16 protein-coding genes, 1 pseudogene and 1 riboswitch are annotated in these 19,969 nt (G+C 43.6%); of the genes and pseudogenes, 4 read left to right on the top strand and 13 right to left on the bottom strand.

Annotation, left to right across the window (positions count from 1 at the left end; all coding sequences use genetic code 11):
• The first annotated feature begins 2 nt into the window (after positions 1-2).
• A complete protein-coding gene (locus IPL34_RS15175; protein ID WP_296842292.1) occupies positions 3-776 on the top strand; it encodes a hypothetical protein in 774 nt (257 codons plus the stop codon).
• 237 nt (positions 777-1,013) lie between these two features.
• On the top strand, positions 1,014-2,027 hold the full coding sequence (locus IPL34_RS15170; protein WP_296842291.1) for a ribonuclease Z: 1,014 nt from the start codon (positions 1,014-1,016) through the stop codon (positions 2,025-2,027).
• 9 nt (positions 2,028-2,036) lie between these two features.
• On the opposite strand, the gene IPL34_RS15165 is transcribed toward IPL34_RS15170, so the two are convergent.
• The 5 genes from IPL34_RS15165 to IPL34_RS15145 all read right to left on the bottom strand — a co-directional run bounded on the left by IPL34_RS15165 (position 2,037) and on the right by IPL34_RS15145 (position 8,645).
• Positions 2,037-2,810, bottom strand: coding sequence for an inositol monophosphatase family protein (locus IPL34_RS15165; RefSeq protein ID WP_296842290.1), 774 nt, complete (start codon positions 2,808-2,810; stop codon positions 2,037-2,039).
• Positions 2,811-2,929: 119 nt separating this feature from the next.
• Positions 2,930-4,609: an SWIM zinc finger family protein gene (locus tag IPL34_RS15160; RefSeq protein WP_296842289.1), complete on the bottom strand. Its 1,680-nt coding sequence runs from the start codon at positions 4,607-4,609 to the stop codon at positions 2,930-2,932.
• A gap of 53 nt (positions 4,610-4,662) precedes the next feature.
• Complete coding sequence (locus IPL34_RS15155) at positions 4,663-6,213, bottom strand: ATP-binding protein (protein ID WP_296842288.1); 1,551 nt, start codon at positions 6,211-6,213, stop codon at positions 4,663-4,665.
• A gap of 215 nt (positions 6,214-6,428) precedes the next feature.
• Positions 6,429-7,457 (bottom strand): restriction endonuclease, encoded by a 1,029-nt coding sequence (locus IPL34_RS15150; protein ID WP_296842287.1) that lies wholly within the window; start codon positions 7,455-7,457, stop codon positions 6,429-6,431.
• Positions 7,458-7,727: 270 nt separating this feature from the next.
• A riboswitch (TPP riboswitch) is annotated at positions 7,728-7,824 on the top strand.
• A 23-nt stretch (positions 7,825-7,847) separates the two neighbouring features.
• Complete coding sequence (locus IPL34_RS15145) at positions 7,848-8,645, bottom strand: phosphotransferase (protein ID WP_296842286.1); 798 nt, start codon at positions 8,643-8,645, stop codon at positions 7,848-7,850.
• A gap of 41 nt (positions 8,646-8,686) precedes the next feature.
• On the opposite strand from IPL34_RS15145, the gene thiB reads away from it, so the two are divergent.
• Entirely contained in the window at positions 8,687-9,661 is a 975-nt protein-coding gene (gene thiB, locus IPL34_RS15140) for a thiamine ABC transporter substrate binding subunit (RefSeq protein WP_296842285.1), read from the top strand.
• Positions 9,662-9,829: 168 nt separating this feature from the next.
• Here thiB and glpK read toward each other — a convergent pair whose 3' ends face one another.
• The 8 genes from glpK to glpD form a co-directional block, all read right to left on the bottom strand.
• Positions 9,830-11,323, bottom strand: coding sequence for a glycerol kinase GlpK (gene glpK, locus IPL34_RS15135; RefSeq protein WP_296842284.1), 1,494 nt, complete (start codon positions 11,321-11,323; stop codon positions 9,830-9,832).
• Between the two features lie 166 nt (positions 11,324-11,489).
• Positions 11,490-13,202: an ABC transporter substrate-binding protein gene (locus tag IPL34_RS15130; protein ID WP_296842283.1), complete on the bottom strand. Its 1,713-nt coding sequence runs from the start codon at positions 13,200-13,202 to the stop codon at positions 11,490-11,492.
• Between the two features lie 24 nt (positions 13,203-13,226).
• Positions 13,227-13,505: a DUF2160 domain-containing protein gene (locus IPL34_RS15125; RefSeq protein ID WP_296842282.1), complete on the bottom strand. Its 279-nt coding sequence runs from the start codon at positions 13,503-13,505 to the stop codon at positions 13,227-13,229.
• 10 nt (positions 13,506-13,515) lie between these two features.
• Positions 13,516-14,361, bottom strand: coding sequence for a carbohydrate ABC transporter permease (locus IPL34_RS15120; protein WP_296842281.1), 846 nt, complete (start codon positions 14,359-14,361; stop codon positions 13,516-13,518).
• The gene (locus IPL34_RS15115) at positions 14,358-15,233 is read right to left on the bottom strand and encodes a carbohydrate ABC transporter permease (RefSeq protein WP_296842280.1); all 876 of its coding nucleotides are present in this window, start codon (positions 15,231-15,233) and stop codon (positions 14,358-14,360) included. The genes IPL34_RS15120 and IPL34_RS15115 overlap by 4 nt, the downstream gene beginning before the upstream one ends.
• A complete protein-coding gene (locus IPL34_RS15110; RefSeq protein ID WP_296842279.1) occupies positions 15,230-16,321 on the bottom strand; it encodes an ABC transporter ATP-binding protein in 1,092 nt (363 codons plus the stop codon). Before IPL34_RS15110 ends, IPL34_RS15115 begins: the two co-directional genes overlap by 4 nt.
• An 11-nt stretch (positions 16,322-16,332) precedes the next feature.
• Positions 16,333-17,421 (bottom strand): ABC transporter ATP-binding protein, encoded by a 1,089-nt coding sequence (locus IPL34_RS15105; RefSeq protein ID WP_296842278.1) that lies wholly within the window; start codon positions 17,419-17,421, stop codon positions 16,333-16,335.
• Positions 17,422-17,450: 29 nt separating this feature from the next.
• Entirely contained in the window at positions 17,451-18,950 is a 1,500-nt protein-coding gene (gene glpD, locus IPL34_RS15100) for a glycerol-3-phosphate dehydrogenase (RefSeq protein WP_296842277.1), read from the bottom strand.
• Between the two features lie 202 nt (positions 18,951-19,152).
• Here glpD and IPL34_RS20755 point away from each other — a divergent pair.
• Positions 19,153-19,910: pseudogene (locus tag IPL34_RS20755) on the top strand (DeoR family transcriptional regulator).
• Positions 19,911-19,969 lie beyond the last annotated feature (59 nt).

Raw genomic sequence — 19,969 nt, 5'->3', positions numbered from 1 at the left:
CTATGATGAAAACTAACAGTTTGCGTATAGGGTGTTTAGTATTACTGAGCTTATTAGTAGGGAGGCATAGTTATGCTGAGGAAACTTCGCCTTCGGTCGATAAGCTATTGAATGCGGCTGAAAGTCTGATGGTGGAGGAGCAAAAGCCAACAACTCAAAATACGTCTACCGAAGAAAGTTTACTCAATAGCGCTGCCGCACTGATGCAACAACCACAGACACAGGGGCAACCAGCAGCCTCTGTGCCCTCTAGCACTACTGAGACAAGCGTAACAACTGTGCCAGAGCCAACACCGCAAGCTGAGCTAAACGTAAACGAGCCAAGCACTGCCACCCATCCTGCACCATCTGCAACGCCAGTCATTGAAACTGAAATACTAAAGTCTGAACCTCAACCAGAGCCGCAGCCAGAGGCTCAACCCACTCCACAACCAGAGCCAGAATCGACTCCTCCCCCAGCTACGGAAACGTCAGAGCCACCCAAGCAGTCTTTGCTACCTGAGTTACCCACGCCAGAGCCGGAGAATGCTGCTGAGGTTACAGCGACTGAGAATGCTCCGCGCTCTTATGGAGTTATGCTCAAGCAAAAAAATGCTGAAGGTCAGGAGGTGACTTATTTTAAAGTAGAAGAGGGCGCTTCACTCTCAGCGATTGCGGGTCAAATTTATCAAGACCCTATGAAGTTTAGGCTGATTTACGAGGCGAATAAGGAGCAACTCACCTCACCCGATCGAGTCGCAGCGGGTGCGTTATTAATTATTCCTCCTTTAGAATAAATGCTGGTTAATACTTTTAATAGGTAAGTACTTGAGTGAAAGTTATTGGGTATTTCTGGAGCAGTCTTGGCGGCAGGAATGCTCGATAACTTTTGAACGACTACTTATTTGGGATTAAAGGTATAAAGGTAAGCATCTATTGCCTCCACAGATGCTAGGTAAGGGCAAAAGGGTGTACTCGCAGTTTTGCCCTAATCGCATTATGCTTAAGCTCTTTATGATTGATCATGTGCACTTATGTTTATTTCTTTTTTAGGAACCTCTTCGGGTACACCGACCAAGCAACGGAATGTCACGGGAATCGCTTTACAAAGCGCCCGCCATAAGCGTTGGTATCTCATTGATTGTGGAGAGGGTACTCAGCATCAATTACTGCATACTGCTTTATCTATTCGCTATTTAAGCGCTATTTTAATCACTCATGTGCATGGCGATCATTGCTATGGTCTGCCCGGCTTATTAGCCAGTGCAACAATGCACGGACGAACTGAGCCTTTACTGATTATTGCTCCTGCTGCGATTGAACAATGGCTGACTCAGACGCTGGAGCTGAGTCAGGCGCGTTTGAGTTATCGCATTACCTATATCGCCATTGAGTCGTTGACAGCCCCAGCCCCCGTGAGTTTGCCGGATTTCCAAGTACAAGCGATTGCTTTGTCGCATCGAGTGCCCTCTTATGCGTTTCGTTTTGAAGAAAATCCTACTAAGCCCACCATAAAGCTCAATCAGGACAAGCTCAAAGCAGACCAGATTGCACGTGGAGCCGTGTGGGGGCGATTACAGCGCGGTGAAACTGTCACGTTGGAAGATGGACGTATCTTAAACCCTAAAGATTATTTGATTAATAACTCGGCTAGTGTGCCAAGAGCGGTGATTATTGGGGGAGATAATGATACGCCTGAATTACTCGTACCCTATCTCAATCAGGTACAAGTCGTCGTACATGAAGCCACTTATACCCAAGCCATCGCCGATAAAGTTGGTCCAAACCCGCAACATAGCAGTGCTAAACAAGTGGCGCAGTTTGCTGAGCATTATCAAGTGCCTAATCTAGTACTCACTCATTTTAGCGCTCGCTATAGTGCTGATGTATCACCGCTTGCAGAGGAGGCACGCTTGTACTATCACGGCGCATTATTTTTAGCGCATGACTTCCAGACTTATCACTTGGATACGCAAAACGTACTCAGCCTAGTGGTCGACGAGGAGCCTCTCGTATCAGCTCTGGAGGTCGATGATTTGACCTCCTAAAACGGTCTATTAAACCTTGAGCTTGGCTAAAGCATAATCATGTAGCGCAGGGCTGGCGGCGGCTAGCACGCTGGTACTATTGAGATTTAAAGCTTGCCCTTCTAAATCAGTAAATACTCCACCCGCTTCCCGCACAATCACCGCAAGAGCGGCAATGTCTAAAATATTCACATCCGATTCGAGCACTAAATCAATTTTGCCCGACGCTAATAAATGGTAATGATAAAAATCACCATAGCCGCGAATGCGCTGCACGTTTTGAATCATTTGCCCTAATGCATTCCAACGCGCGGGGTGTTGTGCCAAGGTTTTGATATTACCAGTAGACAATGCGGCTTGTTGAATATCGGTATAACCACTGACCTGAATACGCTCCCCATTCAGATAAGCCCCTTGTCCCAGCTCAGCATAAGCGAGTTGACCAGAACCAAAGGTAGGCGCATTGGAGACCCCTAAAATCAGCTCATTACCGCGCATGAGTGCAATTTGGGTAGAGAAAAAAGGGTAGCGACGCACAAAGCTTTTCGTACCGTCAATCGGGTCAATCAGCCAGGTATATTCGGCGTCTGGATTGGTTTTGCCCGACTCTTCGCCAAAGAAACCGTGCTCAGGGAAGGCGGTTAAGATAATGTTTTTAATAGTTTGTTCGGTTTCAATGTCCGCGATGGTGACAGGCGATTGATCGGCCTTGATTTGTACCTCAAAGTGCCCGTGATAGTATTTTTCGATTACAGCTTGACCTGCTTGGGCGGCTTGTAGCGCCGTTTGCAGAAAGGGACTCATGCTCACAGTCAAAGATTCCACTAAAAAAGTGCACAATCCAACAGGAAAGAGCGGCTATGTCAAGGGTTATCAGCGTTTTTTCTCTCGATTACCCCCTGAGTATTAATTACAGGAGTGACTTATAAGCTGCGTTTGAGGTCATTGAAGAGTTTCACCATGAGGGGGCGATTTTTATATTGGACGTTAAATGTTTCAATGAGTTGCTTAGCTAAAGCACTCCCTTCAGGAAATAAACTAATCATTTTTAAATCCTTAGCCGCCTGCTCATAAACTTCACGCCCCGTATACTTAAGGTTTTCGGTAATAAAGTGAGTATATTTTTGTTTTATTTCATTAGGGTAGGTGGCCGATAGTAAAAGCGCATGATTTTTTAAAAGATTTAAACTATTACTTTTAGTCACTAGCTCATACAGAGCGGAGATATTATTCTCAGCTTGCAAAATATCTGCACGTTGTAATGTATGATGCTTAGGAATGCTGTCATAAATAGTGTTTTTTATGGTTTTCCACTGCTCTACTTCATAAGTGGAACGTAGCTCTAAATAATCTTTTAGCTTATAGCCTGATTCTTGAAAGGAGTTTAATAATTCTATTCGGAGTAGCTCGGTATTGTTAGTCTCATGTGCAATAGTAATTAAATATTTACGCCATTTGGCAATAATATGGTTTTGTTTTTCTTTAGTCGCTAATTGAATCCCTTCTGTTAATAGGGTGATAGCCTCATCATAGTTTTTTTGCTCTAGTAATTGTTTAAGGTGGCGCTCTCTAAATTCGGGAATGGTGATTAACTTGCTGGTTAACTGTTTTGCTTCCTCTTCACGTCCCCAGTCAATAAGGTGACGCTCTAGTTTAAGGGCAATACTTTGCTGTTGATAAGTAGGTGAAGCGGTCATTAAGCTTTGCTGGAGTTTTTCAATCATATAATCCTGTAAATGAGGACGATTGACAGCAAGGTCGTGCAAAAGCTCTTCAAAATTACTATCTAAACCATAATCTAAATTTTTATTAAGAGCATATAATTGCTGATGTAATTCGGTGATTTGCTCTTCAGTGAGAGCATCACTCAGTGAATCCAATGCTTGAGCAATATCATTTAATAAACCATTTAATTCACCATTGCTATCATCAGAGCATTGAGCAACTTCTTCAATGGCCTCAATGGTATGAAGATAAATGTCTACTTTAACTATCTCAGCTATTTTAGACTGCTGAAGCGTATTTAAAAGTAAGGCTGCTTCGCGAGCAAAATTTCGAGTATCCGCATAATCCATATAATCATGATCGGTATGGTTATCGACTAAACGCTGAAAACTAGCTAAAAAATCTTTTTTGACTTTATGCGCATCTTGATGCTCTTCAAAGCGTAATAAAAACTGCTCTTGAAGGTCACGATGTTCTTTGAATAGCTCTATTAAATAGCGATTTAATTGCTCTTGAGGCAGTTGCTCTAATACCTGCGCAACCCGCTCTTGTTGTGTGAGCCGCTTAGGTTGAACTTGGGTGAATTTAGGGGTGAATAGGGTAGAGTTGTTAGGATCACGGCTGAAAGTATTGCGAATATTGAACAAAGTAGCCACTACATGCTTACAAACATAACCGTCATATGGGCAGCTACACGACCAGTGAGTAATAGTATTATGTTTTATTTCTATTTCAACATCATAAAGATAACTACCTTTTACCTCCGCTTGCCAAAAATCAGGTTCGGTTTCCTCTAAATTACGCACATGGCTCACATAATCCCTGCCACGTTGTACAATGACTGAACTGATTTGAGCTTCAAAGGTTGTTAGGTTCATAGAAGTTATATCGCTAAAATAATGATAGGGTTAAATAATAAGAATATAGGGAGTTAAATCACTGCTTCTAGCTCGAATGCTACCAGATTACGCTCTGTTTTGCTAAATTCTACTCCGATGAGCACCATAGGTTGTTGCAGGTGGCGGTATTTATCTGCATAGGCTTTATCTTTTAATTGTTGTAGTGCTTTACCTTGAGGCGCTAGTTCGACGACTTTAAACTCAAAAATATAAATATGCTGATTAAAGTGCAGGGTCATATCAATACGTCCCTGATTAGTTGTATCTTCGGTAATGACTGCTAAACCTAATGCGGCAAAATAGGCATAAAATACACTAGCATAAAAACCTTCATAGTCAGCAATAGTATTGCTGGTATACCAGTGATAGGGGATACTCGCAAAAAAAGCATGAAATAAAGGTTGTAAGCCAGCCAAATCATTAGTACTGAGGAGTTTATAGAGCTGTATACGCTGTGTCACTTGGGCTTGAGTATTTTGGACTAAGTATTGGAGCAAGCTATTGTTTAAACTTTGATATACTTCTCGATTAGGATAACCTAAATGATAAAAACGTGTTCCCCCTATATCTTGCCATGCTTTAATCGTTAAATATCCGGTTTGAAACATGAGCGTCTCAATAGGCATATAATCAATATCAAAACTAGAGAGTAGATCATCGTCACTGGAGGCTTGATTTAAGTTAGGCAAAAAAACTTTACGTTGCATCAGTAGTTTAAGTAGAAAAGTAGGTGTTCCGGTTTCAAACCAATAGTTTTTAAATAAACGCCCTTGAAATAGTTGTAAAATATCAAAAGGATTATAAATGCCTTCGCCTAGCCAATTATAGCCATTATACCAATCACGAATAGCTTGCCGATCTAAACCTATTAATTCAGGCGCAAAAGTGGTGTCAATATCGTTATCAGTATAACCACAAATATGAGCGTAATTAGCATCTAAGGTGAGATCATATAAGTTATTTAAGCCAGAGAATAGGCTAACTTTAGAAAACTTACTCACGCCAGTGAGCAGGCTGAATTTAATATAAGCGTCATAGTCTTTAATGGTGCTATAAAATCCGCGTAGAAACTCGCGGTGTAGTTGCGCAGTTTCAGGGTGGTCAATGGCATCTAAAATAGGTTTATCGTATTCATCGATGAGAATAACTACAGGTAGTTGAGTGCTTTGATGAAGGCGTTGGATTAAGTCGGCAAAACGATTACCTAAGGGGGTGAATTGTGCGGGTAAATTAAATTTTTGTTCTAAGTAGTTTAGTTGCTGATCTAGGGTCTGTTGTAACCACTGCGGGTCAATAAAATTACCACTGCCAAAGCTAAAGCGTATTACTGGATATTGGAGTGTCCAATCCCATTGTGAGTGTATGGCTAAACCCTGAAAAAGGGGTTCGTTGCCTTCAAAGAGTTCTTTTAAGGTGTCTAAAAAGAGGCTTTTACCGAAACGACGCGGGCGAGATAGAAAGTAATGTTTACCCTGTTGGATCAGGCGTTCAGCAATCGCTGTTTTGTCTACATAGTAGTAGTTTTGCTGGCGAATCTCGCTAAAGGTTTGAATACCAAGGGGTAATTTACGTCGTTTCATCATGCTAGTCCTTCAGGGCTTGAGGGTAGTGTAGCATGAGTTGGTTAGGTACAGACTCGTTGTGTTAGTAAACTCGTTGAGCAAATTTAAGTATTTGTTTGGATAGCCTTTTATGATTTTTGGTGGTGAACGTCATGTGTGACGGGCGCGGCGGGGAGTAAGTTGGTCGGAGTCGCGGGTTGTCACCGCGTCCGTCGTCGACATAATTGTTAGCTTTTTTATTGAATTCTATTTCTAATTTCTTCAATCCATTGATGATCAAGTTTTAGTTTTAATGAAGACATTATATTTGAATCATTCCGTCGAAATATAATTTGAATTGTAGACATAAAATCTTGCTTTAAATCTAAGGCTCTTTCGTTTGTAAGCATGTTATTTTCTGAGTAGAGTTTGAATAATTCTTCTGGCAAATCAAATGAAAATAAAATATCATCTTCATCTAGAGTTGGACACCTTGCGCTTCTCTTTACAATCAGCCATTTGTAATTATCCCAACATATTCGTATCATTGGATCGTCTATTAAGTCATCAATATTAAATGCTGATGAGGGTGTTAGGAAGATTGGAAAACAATTTCCAATCACTCCAATGTAAGAAGCGCCAAGCTCAATGCTTAGTTCATAAATATTTATTAATTTTTCACTTTGATACTGGTGCATAGGGTTAGGCTCTCTATTTTTCAGAGAGCTTCTTAGATTTTTTCTTAGTTCTGATAGTTCAATATTTATACTGTTATCTGCTGAGCCATTGAAGTCTGTGCTATCAAGATTATTTATTTCATTGATTATCGGTTTAAAGTACTTGTTGTTTTCTAGTTTTATTAAATAAATATCTTGTGCAAAAGCATATCTTTGCGCTGAGGTTGTAAACTTTGAAGATGTGAAAATGGCATATTGATAATGATATCTAGATTTGAAATGATTTTGATTGTTGACATCCCAATACTCACCTACGTCTTTTAAAACTCCGACAGCGTTCCTAACTATTTCAATACCTACATTCTTTTGATAAAACTTTGCTTCTAATAGTAACCGAATAGGATATGAAAAGGGTGGGGATATTGTGAAATCAGCTATGGCATCTATTTGATGGTTACAGCCTCTACCTTTAACTTCTAGTCCTGAGCTACCATCTCTTAGAGTTGAATCGTTTCTTGCAGCATCAATAGCATTATATCCTGACTCACGGAGTAAGTTTAGCAACACCTCTTCTAGAATTAAGCCTTTAATTGCATATATAGTTGCCAAAATGCTGTGTCCTTTATTGTGTGAAGCTAACAGTATGTTATACGGAAACTAGGTATAACAGGTTATACAGAAAAACTAGGCAGAATCGGTATATTAGAACTAGGCGGAATAGATATAACAGGGCAACAAATGGTATTCATAGGAATTTTTATTAATGTTAGTTATTCATTTATTTAAAATGATACCATCGACCAGCGGTAATTTAAAGCATTATTAACCCCTACTTTTCCCACGCTTTATCACAACCATCATTTTATTATGCTATAGTCCGCCCAACTCTCGGGGAGCCTTGTGGCTGAGATGTGTTTACAGACCCGCAGAACCTGATCCAGTTAGTACTGGCGTAGGGAAGAGTACAAAACGAAACGTTTTACTATCTATTCGTCTACCTCATCGCTCCTGCGCGTGGCTTCTAGCCCAGTACCACAAATCCGTTAATACCTGAATCAAGTGTTTTGCCTGCTGTAAACCCTCTCTCCATTGCCTCGTAGTTAAATGTTGAAACGCGGTCAACGAGCGCAGTTGTGCCTCACTAAACCCCCAATTATGCAAAGGAACAGCATCAAACCACGCATTACCCAACCCCGCATACTCCCAATCAATCAAGATTAATTGTCTAGGTTCTACAGTGTTCCAGCACAAATTACCTGCATGTAAATCCTGATGCACCAGTACAGGGGGAAGGGGCGGTAACGCAGTAAGACCTTGTTGCCATTCTTGTAGCCACTGAGCGGCTCGCAAGTGCGGGAATTGGTCAAGTTGCTGCTGGTATTGGGCGGTCAGTGCGGTGTAGTCAATAGTCAAAAGCGGCAAATCGTGCGAAGCAATGGCTATCGATTGTAAGGCATGGATAGCCTCATAGACCTGCCCTAAACCAACAGCACTGAGTGATTGCGTGACAGGTGTATAGGTCTGCATCAGGCATAAACCTTGTGCTACATCATTGCGTATCACTTGTACTGCCCAAGGATAGGGCTGAATCAAGTCAAGCACTTTAGCCTCGCACTGGCGATTGACGCTAAACGCAATATCACTAGGCGCATTGACCCGCAACACATAAGCGTGCTGCTGGCATTCAACACGATATAAGGCATTGCTACTGCCACCGATCAGGGGCTGTAGCACACAAGGCGCTTGGAGAGTGGCATGCAACCAAGTGTGCAGCCGCATAGATAGGGTTGGAGTCATCCGCCTATGGTAACTAAAAACAGGATAAAGGTTAAAATCTCATGAAATTATTGGCGTCCTTAGCCTTAAGTATGGTGGCATTCAGTGCTCAAGCGGCTGATCTTACGGTCTACACCTATGACTCATTCACCTCTGAATGGGGACCGGGACCTAAATTAGAAGCAGCTTTTGAAAAACAATGTAACTGCGATCTGAAGTTCGTTGCAGTTGAAGATGGGGTGAGTATTTTAAATCGCCTACGGATTGAGGGCGGTACCACCAAAGCCGACGTAGTATTAGGGCTGGATAATGGCTTAGTGGAAGAAACACGGGCGACGGGTTTAGTCCAAGAACACGGTTTGACTTTGCCGCCTTTAAAAGCCGAATTAAACTGGTCGGATAATACCTTTGTACCCTATAACTATGGCTATTTCGCTTTTATTTATAATAGTGAAACGATTAAAGAGCCTGCTAAATCACTAAAGGAATTAGTTGAATCCCAAGCGAGTGTGATTTATCAAGATCCCCGTACTAGCACTCCGGGGCAAGGTTTAATGCTCTGGGTTAAAGCGGTGTACGGTGATAAAGCCCCCGAAGCATGGAAGCAATTAGCACAACATACCACTACGGTGACTAAAGGCTGGTGGGATGCCTATAGCATGTTTTTAAAAGATGGCTCGGATTATGTCCTAAGCTACAGTACTTCACCTGCCTATCATGTGATTAGCGAAAATAAAACCCAATATAAAGCGGCACTTTTTGAGGAAGGACATATTCCCCAAATCGAAGTAGCGGCTATCACTAAAACAACTAAACAACCCGAATTAGCTAAACAATTTCTACAGTTTTTAGTCTCAAAAGAGGCACAAACTATTATTCCAGTCACTAATTGGATGTTACCTGTCATAGACGGTATTGAATTACCTCCGGCATTTAATGAACTGATTCAGCCTAAACGTATTGGTTTTAGTAACGAGGAAATCGCCAAAAATCGTAAAGAGTGGATTAATGAGTGGCGCACTCATGCGGTGAAATAATACTAATCTTATTAGCACATCAGCCTACTTTGGAGGGGATGCAAAGTGGTTCTGAGTACAAGGTATCGGGCATTTCTGGAACAGTCTTGGCGGCAGGGATACAGCCTTGAAGCGTACAAGAATGTATTCACAGCGACTGTAGAAGGAGTGCTCGATAACTTGTATATATTATGCGGTCAAGGTGCGCCTTACCGCTTGTTTCCAACCTGCGTATTTTGCTTGTCGTATGTCCTCACTCATACGCGGCTCAAAACGCTGATCGAGCGCCCACTGTGCCGCGAAAGTTTCAGGATCAGGGCAAATCCCTTGTTGATAGCCCGCGAGCCATGCCGCACCCATCGCGGTAGTTTCTAGTATTTGGGGGCGATCTACAGGACTATTTAAAATATCGGCTAAAAATTGCATAGTCCAATTAGAAGCTGTCATACCTCCATCTACACGCAAAACGGTTTGCGCCGCTTGTAGTTGGGCACTATCCGCTTGCATCGCTTCTAATAAATCGCGTGTTTGATACCCAATACTCTCCAACGTCGCTCGTGCTAATTCCGCAGCTCCCGTATTGCGCGTTAAACCATATAAAGCTCCGCGTGCCTCCGCATCCCAATAGGGTGCACCTAAGCCAACAAAAGCGGGTACTAAATAGACCTGTTGGTGAGGATCAGCTTGTTCGGCTAGTGCTTGTGTCTCTTGGGCGTGCTGAATCACTTTTAAGCCATCCCGTAACCACTGCACCGCAGCACCGGCTACAAAAATCGAGCCTTCTAGCGCATAAGTCGCTTTGCCGTTTAATTGATAGGCTAGGGTAGTGAGTAGTTTATTATTAGACAGTACGGCTTGATCACCGGTATTCAAAAGCGCAAAACAACCCGTACCATAAGTCGATTTCATCATACCTGCTTTAAAACAGGCTTGACCGACCACCGCTGCATGCTGATCACCCGCCACACCACCAATCGGAATAGCAGCTCCAACCAAGCTAGCATCGGTCACGCCGAAATGAGCGGCACTATCTTTGACTTCTGGTAATAAAGACATGGGTATATCCAATAGCTTCAGTAGCTCCTCATCCCATTGATGCGTATGAATATTATAAAGTAGGGTACGACTCGCATTGGTGGCATCGGTAGCGTGTACTTTGCCTGCGGTTAAATGCCAAATCAGCCAAGTATCAATCGTACCCAGCGCTAATAAACCCTGTTCGGCTTTAGCGCGCGCACCCTCGACATGATTTAAAATCCAGCGTACTTCTGTACCACTAAAGTAAGGGTCTGCGAGTAAGCCCGTTTTTTCTCGAATCAGTGTTTCTGCACCCGAGGTTTTGAGGCTTTGGCAGTATTCAGCGGTACGTCGATCTTGCCACACAATCGCATTGTAAATGGCTTTTCCGCTACTTTTGTCCCAGACGACTACTGTCTCACGTTGGTTAGTAATGCCAATCGTGGCCACTTGTTGAGGAGTAATATTAGCCTTGCTAAGGGCTTGTTTAAATGTATTCAGGGTAGTGTTTAATAAATCATTAGGGTCATGTTCTACCCAACCGGATTGTGGAAAATGTTGCGGAAATTCTTGTTGAGCAATCGCTAGGACTTGAAGTTGTTCATTAAACACAATACTGCGACTAGAGGTCGTACCTTGATCAATAGCGACAATATACTGAGACATCACTCAATAACTCCTAATAGCGATTTAACAAAGGCAGTGAATTAAGCAAAAGTAGGGGCAATCCTACGTGATTGCCCTTAGTGCTTAGGCATAGAAGAAGTTGGACTGAGACCTAAGAGGGTAGACACTTAAGTCTACACCTACTGGAGTCTGTCACTACCTTAATTTAGCTTTTTTTCCACGATTTAATCAGTTCATCGTAATCAACCGTTTCAGGTGTAGGCTTTTCGTTCTCTAACTTTTTGCGGGGTGCATGATCATCAGAGAGCCATTCATTAGGATCTTTAGGCTCATTCATTTTAGGTCCTAAATCACCTTGTACACCACTACGCTCTAAACGCTCCAATACTTTCTCTTGAGCTTCGCATAAAGCGTCCAAGGCTTGTTGTGGTGTTTTTTCACCAGAAGAAGCATCACCAATGTTTTGCCACCACAATTGAGCAAGTTTGGGATAGTCTGGCACATTGGTTCCGGTGGGAGACCATTGTACGCGTGCAGGCGAGCGATAGAACTCGACCAAGCCGCCTAGTTTGGGGGCGCGTTCGGTGAAGCTTTCATGATTAACGGTTGATTCACGAATGAAGGTTAAACCGACATGCGATTTTTTAACATCTACCGTTTTAGAAGTAACGAACTGAGCATAGAGCCATGCCGCTTTAGCACGCTCCGTCGGGGTGGATTTCATCAGTGTCCAAGAACCCGCATCCTGATAGCCCACCTTCATACCGTTTTGCCAATAAGCACCGTGGGGAGAAGGAGCCATACGCCATTTCGGTGTGCCGTCTGTGTTCATGACGGGTAAGCCTTCTTTGACCATATCGGCAGTAAAGGCGGTATACCAGAACATTTGCTGAGCAATTTCACCTTGTGCGGGCACGGGGCCTGCTTCAGAGAACACCATCCCAGCAGCGGCTGGGGGCGCATATTTTTTGAGCCAGTCGACGTATTTTGTCACCGCATAAACGGCGGCGGCATCATTGGTTGCACCACCGCGTGCTACACACGAGCCAACGGGTTGGGATTTATCATTCACCCGAATACCCCATTCATCAACAGGTAAACCATTCGGCTCACCTTTATCGCCCATACCTGCCATAGACATCCATGCATCGGTAAAGCGCCAGCCTAAGGAGGGGTCTTTTTTACCATAGTCCATATGACCAAAGACTTTTTTACCGTCTTGCTCACGTCCAGTAAAAAATTCTGCAATATCTTCATAAGCAGACCAGTTCACGGGTACACCGAGGTCATAGCCATACTTCGCTTTGAAATCCTCTTTATTTTTAGGGTCAGAGAACCAGTCGTAACGGAACCAATACAGATTGGCAAATTGTTGATCAGGTAATTGATACAGCTTTTTATCAGGCCCTGTGGTAAAGCTTGCACCAATAAAATCAGCAATATCTAAGTTAGGATTAGTGACATCCTTGCCTTCACCTGCCATCCAATCAGTCAAGTTACGCACTTGTTGATAGCGCCAATGCGTACCGATTAAATCGGAGTCATTAATAAATGCATCGTAAATATTTTTGCCCGATTGCATTTGAGTTTGTAGTTTCTCGACCACATCCCCTTCACCAATCAGATCATGAGTGACTTTAATCCCCGTAATTTCGGTAAAGGCTTTAGCTAAGGTTTTAGCTTCATATTCGTGTGTGGTAATAGTTTCAGAAACTACATTGATTTCCATACCTTTGAAGGGTTCGGCCGCTTTGACAAACCACTCCATTTCTTTGACTTGATCATCTTTTGATAGTGCAGAGGGTTGAAATTCACTATCAATCCACTTTTTAGCCGCTTCAATATCGGCGAAAGCGAGGGAACCATAACTGAGCATCAGCGCCGTAGCTACGGTAAAACTTAAACGTTTCAGTTTCATATACTCCTCCTAGATGAATCAAATTTATACCCAGCGAAACACCGCCAGAGCATAAAGTACACAGATCGCCAAGGCCCACCATAAGGGCGAGCCAATGGCTGCGAGCCACCCCAAACAAATAAAGGCACTCCCCAAAAGCGAAATAAACAATCTATCGCCCGGTGTGGTTTCAATGCCTAATAGTCCTCTCCTTGGTGCTTGAGGGGCTTTAATACTCCAAATCGTCATCAAAATCAGTGCTAACAAAATCAGGCTAAAAAACACAGCGGTCTGCCACGTCCAAGCCATCCAGCTTAAATCCATCACAGCCTCCCTATACCCGCCCAAGGGCAAAACCCTTGGCGATATAATTGCGCACAAACCAAATCACTAAGGCTCCGGGAATAATCGTCAGTACCCCCGCCGCTGCGAGTACCCCCCAATCCATACCCGAAGCGGATACCGTGCGGGTCATGGTGGCAGCAATCGGTTTAGCCGCTACTGAGGTCAAGGTGCGGGCGAGTAATAATTCCACCCATGAAAACATAAAGCAGAAAAAGGCAGTGACCCCAATACCAGAGGCAATTAAGGGCATAAAAATACGTGTAAAAAAGCGTGTGAAACTATAGCCATCAATATAAGCAGTCTCGTCAATCTCTTTAGGTACACCTGACATAAAGCCTTCTAAAATCCATACCGCTAATGGCACATTAAATAAGCAATGCGCTAACGCCACTCCAATATGGGTGTCAAATAAACCCACTGAGCTATAGAGCTGGAAAAAGGGCAGGGCAAAGACCGCAGGGGGGGCCATACGATTGGTCAGTAGCCAGAAAAACAGATGCTTATCCCCTAAAAAACGATAACGCGAGAACGCATAAGCCGCAGGTAGAGCTACCGTAATCGAAATCAAAGTATTCAAGACCACATAGGTAATTGAATTGATATAGCCCGAATACCACGAGGGATCAGTGAAGATTTTAATATAGTTATCCAAGGTCAAATTTTGCGGCCATAAACTAAAGGTCGACAAAATCTCTTCATTGGTTTTGAGGCTCATATTAATGAGCCAATAAATCGGTAAGAGTAAAAAGATTAGATACACCGTTATGACTATACCTTGACGGCTAATCCGTGAGGATTTAACAGGAGCATTATTAGGCTGGGCTAAAGTACTCATGACTTTTGCTCCTGTTTATCCAGATGGGTCATCACGGTGTAAAATACCCAACTGAGCAATAAAATAATCAGGAAGTAGATAATGGAAAAGGCAGCGGCAGGGCCTAAATCAAATTGCCCAATTGCCATTTTGACTAAATCAATCGATAGGAAAGTCGTTGCATTCCCCGGTCCACCGCCGGTGACTACAAATGGCTCGGTATAAATCATAAAACTATCCATAAAGCGCAATAGCACTGCAATCAGCAGCACCCCACGCATTTTAGGTAGTTGAATGTAGCGGAAGATTGCCCAACTACTCGCCCCGTCAATACGTGCCGCTTGATAGTAGGCTTCTGGTATGGATTGCAATCCGGCATAGCACAATAAAGCCACCAGCGAAGTCCAATGCCATACATCCATGACCACGACCGTGATCCAAGCATCTCGAATATTTTGTGTATAGTTATAATCAATCCCTAAGGCATGCATGCTTGCACCAAGCAGACCAATATCCACCCGTCCAAAAATTTGCCAAATGGTTCCGACCACATTCCAAGGTATCAATAAAGGCAAAGACATCAGTACTAAGGTGACGGGCACGCCCCAGCCTTTTTTGGGCATATTCATAGCAATAAAAATCCCCAAGGGAATCTCAATCGCTAAAATAACGGCGCTAAAAATAAACTGTCGAATTAAAGCTTCATGAAAGCGCTCAGAGTTAACAATTTCCTCAAACCACTGCAAGCCAGCCCAGAAAAACTGATTATTGCCAAAGGTGTCTTGTACCGAGTAGTTCACTACGGTCATCAAAGGAATCACCGCACTGAAGGCGACTAGCAATACTACCGGTAGTACCATCCACCATGCTTTATTATTCCAAGTTTTATTCATAGGGCGTCCTCCGCTGCGATTAACCAATCATTGGCATACAGATGGATATGGGCTTGGTCAAAACTCAAATAGGTATAGTCAGCACTAACCGCAACGCCTTCGGGCACAATCACATTAATAGCTAAACCCTGAAAATCAGTACGCACAATCTTATGCCGTCCAATATCTTCAATACGCTGGACAGTGACTGGAATACTATTAAAGGTTGATTCACGATGCAGACTCAGGAATTCGGGGCGGATACCTAGTTCTAGTTTGGTATGAGATTCAGGGGAGTATTTTTGTGCTAGACGCAGTATTTGATCCTTGAGATGGACTTGATTACCTGCTACTTGCACAGGTAATACATTCATCCCCGGACTACCAATGAAATAGCCGACAAAGGTATGAGCCGGACGCTCAAAGAGTGCTTGTGGCGTGCCCATTTGCACCACATAGCCGTCATACATCACTACCACTTGATCGGCAAAAGTTAAAGCCTCGGTCTGATCGTGAGTCACATAAATCATGGTACGGTTGCTTTTTTGATGCAGTGCTTTGAGCTGCATGCGCAATAGCCATTTCAAGTGCGGATCAATCACGGTGAGCGGTTCATCAAATAAAATGGCTGCCACATCTTGACGTACTAAGCCTCGCCCTAATGAAATTTTTTGCTTAGCATCAGCGGTTAAGCCTTGTGCTTTTTTCTTCAGGTCGCCCGTCATTTCCAAGAGTTGGGCAATTTCTTGCACGCGAGTTTTAATGGTCGCCTCGTCCACTTTACGATTGCGCAGCGGGAAAGCGAGATTGTCATACACCGACATAGTGTCGTACACCACCGGAAACTGGAATACTTGAGCAATATGGCGTTGTTCGGTGGGTAGATGGGTTACATCTTGACCATTAAATAATACTTGCCCTTGGCTAGGATGCAGTAGACCGGAAATAATATTCAGTAAGGTGGATTTGCCGCAACCGGACGAACCTAACAGGGCATAAGCCTTGCCATCTTCCCAGACTAGATCAATTTGTTTTAAAGCATAATCACTCGGTGCTTGTGGGTGCGGCAGGTAACTGTGAGCCAATTGTTTGAGATATATTTCAGCCATCTGTTCTGCCTTTAGGCTGCCTGAGCCAGTGAGGAGGTGGACATCCAAGCACCTTGAGCATTAAAAGCATATACCCGTTCGGGGGCGACATAGAGTTTTAAGTGACTACCTAAGGGTAAATCATGAATACCGCCTACTAGCGCCACCCAACGTTGATCCTCGTGCATGAGATGAATAAAGCTTTCAGAACCCGATAGCTCCACAACAGTGACTTGTGCTTGAAAGGCTAAATCGTGGGGGCTACTCGGTTGCAGAGTTAAATGATTCGGTCTAAAGCCTAGGGTATAGGGTGCATTAGGTAGCGCTTGTAGAGCAGGAGGGCAAATGAGCACTTGACCCTCAGGAGTGGTGAGTTGGTGGTCTTGTTTAGTCACTTGCAACGTATTCAAAGGCGGATCGGAAAAAACTTGCGCGGTCGTAAGCGTTTGTGGGTAGCGATATACGTCTAAGGTATTACCAAACTGAGTCACGCGCCCTTGATGTAAGGTGACGGTATTGCCCCCTAATAATAAGGCTTCAGTCGGTTCAGTAGTGGCATAGACAAATACCGCACCCGAAGCAGTAAAAATACGTGGTAGTTCAACCCTTAGCTCTTCGCGCAATTTGTAGTCGAGATTAGCCAGTGGTTCATCCAGTAGTACCAAATCCGCCTCTTTAACCAAAGCACGCGCTAGAGCACAGCGTTGTTGTTGCCCACCAGATAATTCTAGTGGTCTACGTTTGAGCATAGGGGTGAGTTTGAGTAGCTCAGCAGCCTCGTGTACTTTAGCTTGAATGGTTTTTTTCGGTAGGCCGCGAATTCTCAGGGGAGAGGCGATATTTTCGTAAACGCTAAGCGAAGGATAGTTAATAAACTGCTGGTAAACCATTGCTACATGGCGTTCTTGCACGGGTTTAGCGGTGACATCTTGTCCTTGCCACAGTATGCGTCCAGTCGTGGGTTTATCTAAACCAGCCATTAAGCGCATTAGGCTAGTTTTGCCTGCTAGAGTTGCACCCAACAGTACATTTAAACTACCTGCCGCTAAGCTGAGAGTGGTGGGAAATATATGTGTATCCCGCCCGACGACTTTGGAGACTTGTTCCAAGGTCAAGCTCATATTGCTCCTCCTGCTAGTTGTAATGCTATTTAATGGTTAGCAAACCAATTCGTGAAATAGTCGCGCTCTTTAGGTGTCATATGCAAGCCTAATTTAGAACGTCGCCATAAAATGGCTTCACTACTATTGGCCCACTCCCGATCACGCAAAAAATAAACTTCACGCTCAGTCAGAGTAGCACCAAAGACCTGCCCCATGTCGCTTAATTGTTTAGCATCTGCCAACATATCCCAAGCGCGTGTGCCGTAGCGACGTATTAAACTACGCGCCCAAGTAGCATTTAAAAAACCATACTCTTGCTGTAAGCGCTCAATCAGTTCGGATACTTCGCCTACTCCAAAATTTCCACCGGCTAATGCGGCATCATGCGTCCAAGCAGACTTCATTTCAGGGTAATAGGTTGTTAATTTATGCAATGCATCCTCAGCCAAGCGTCGGTAAGTCGTGATTTTGCCGCCAAAGATATTGAGCAAGGGTAAGTTGCCATTTTGATCACTGACTTTTAAGACATAATCACGGGTCGCTTCTTGAGCGGTACTCGCACCATCATCATAGAGTGGGCGCACACCAGAATACGTCCAGACTACTTGGTCGCGGGTAATCGGATTTTTAAAGTACTCACTGGCTGCTTTACAAATGTAGTCGACCTCATCCTCGGCAATAGTCACTTGATCTAGGCTGGAATCATGATCGCGGTCAGTTGTACCTAATAGGGTAAAATCTTGTTCATAGGGGATAGCGAAAATAATGCGTCCATCGCCATTTTGGAAAATATAAGCACGATCATGATCATACAGTTTGGGTACAACAATATGGCTGCCACGTACTAGGCGCACATTGTGTTGCGTAGTGGGCAGTTGCGCGACTTGGTGGAGTAATTGATCAACCCAAGGTCCCGCCGCATTCACTAAGCCCTTAGCGTGAATCTTATAAGTTTGATCGTGTGCTTTTAAGGTAATGTCCCAGTGCTCAGCTTGACGGTTAGCACCAATGCATTGGGTTTGAGTTAAAATCGTAGCTCCGCGTTGCTTAGCATCCAAAGCATTCAAGACTACTAAGCGAGCATCATCAACCCAACAATCTGAATATTCAAAACCTTTGGTATAGCCAGCGGCTAGTGGTTTTCCGGCAATGTCTCGCGTTAAGTCAAGCGTTTTAGTCGCTGGAAGTAGTTTGCGCCCGCCCATATGGTCATACATGAATAACCCTAACCGAATCATCCACTGGGGGCGTAATTCAGCATTATGCGGCAGGATAAAACGCAGTGGCCAAATAATATGCGGAGCGTTTTTGAGGAGAACTTCGCGTTCTGAGAGCGCCTCGTGCACTAAACGAAACTCATAATGCTCCAAGTAGCGCAAACCACCATGAATGAGTTTAGTACTGGCTGAGGAAGTACCTTGGGCTAAGTCGCCTTGCTCGACTAATACCACTTTTAAACCTCGCCCCGCTGCATCACGCGCAATACCACACCCATTAATACCTCCACCAATAATGGCTAAGTCATAAAGGTCTGGATTATTTTGCATGCTAACCTCTGGCGTGGCTGATTCAAAACGAAATTAAGTATCTTCGTTTTGTTTCGTTTAATCAATATTTATTTTCATTTATTGGCTCATAAAAAGCTAAAAACGAAAATAGTTAATTAAGCTTAGAAAATTTAAGGTTAAGTGATTAACATAGGCTTAGTTTATCAAGCTGCGATCGAGCGTGGTTTTGAGGAGAGTAATTATGCAATCAGCGTTGCGACAACAACAGATTTTAGCCCTAGCCCGCGAAACGGGACGTGTCAGTGTGGACGAGCTAGTAATGGCGTTTGAGGTAACGCCACAAACGATCCGCAAGGATTTGAATGAATTATGTGAGGCTAGATTATTAGCACGAGTTCATGGCGGAGCCGTGTTGGTGTCGGGTGTGGCGAATGTGGAGTATGAGCAACGCCGTAATATGTACGCTGAGGAAAAACAACGCATTGGCAAACTCTGTGCCGCACAGATTCCTGATAATAGCTCACTATTTATTAATTTAGGTACTACCACTGAGGCAGTGGCACAAGCACTATTGCAACATCGTAATTTAATGGTGATTACCAATAATCTCAATGTGCCAATATCTTAGTTCATAATCCTAGCTTTGAGATCATTATTGCCGGGGGGGTATTACGCCATGCCGACCGAGGGATTATTGGTGAGGCTACGGCTGACTTTGTGAAGCAGTTTAAACTGGATTACGCGGTAATTGGAGCCTCAGCTTTAGATGAGGAGGGTGCTCTACTTGATTTTGACTATCGTGAAGTGCGCGTGACTCAGGCTATTCTCAGCAATGCGCGTGAGCGTTTTTTAGTGACCGATAAAAGTAAATTAGAGCGCTCGGCTCCGGTGCGAGTGGGGCATGTGGCGCAATTAACTAGCCTATTTATGGATGCTTTACCTAGCCAACGTTTGATTGAGGTATGTGAGCAACATGGGGTAAAAATGGTTTATGAGTAAAATGGTGATGGAGTAGCAACACAAAACCCTCCATAATCCTATTAGGCTCCAAGCCGCAT

It is taken from the genome of Thiofilum sp. (assembly GCF_016711335.1).
Classification (GTDB): Bacteria; Pseudomonadota; Gammaproteobacteria; order Thiotrichales; family Thiotrichaceae; genus Thiofilum.
The sequence above is the reverse complement of the archived record's forward strand: the minus strand, read 5'-3'. Positions and strand labels throughout refer to the sequence as shown.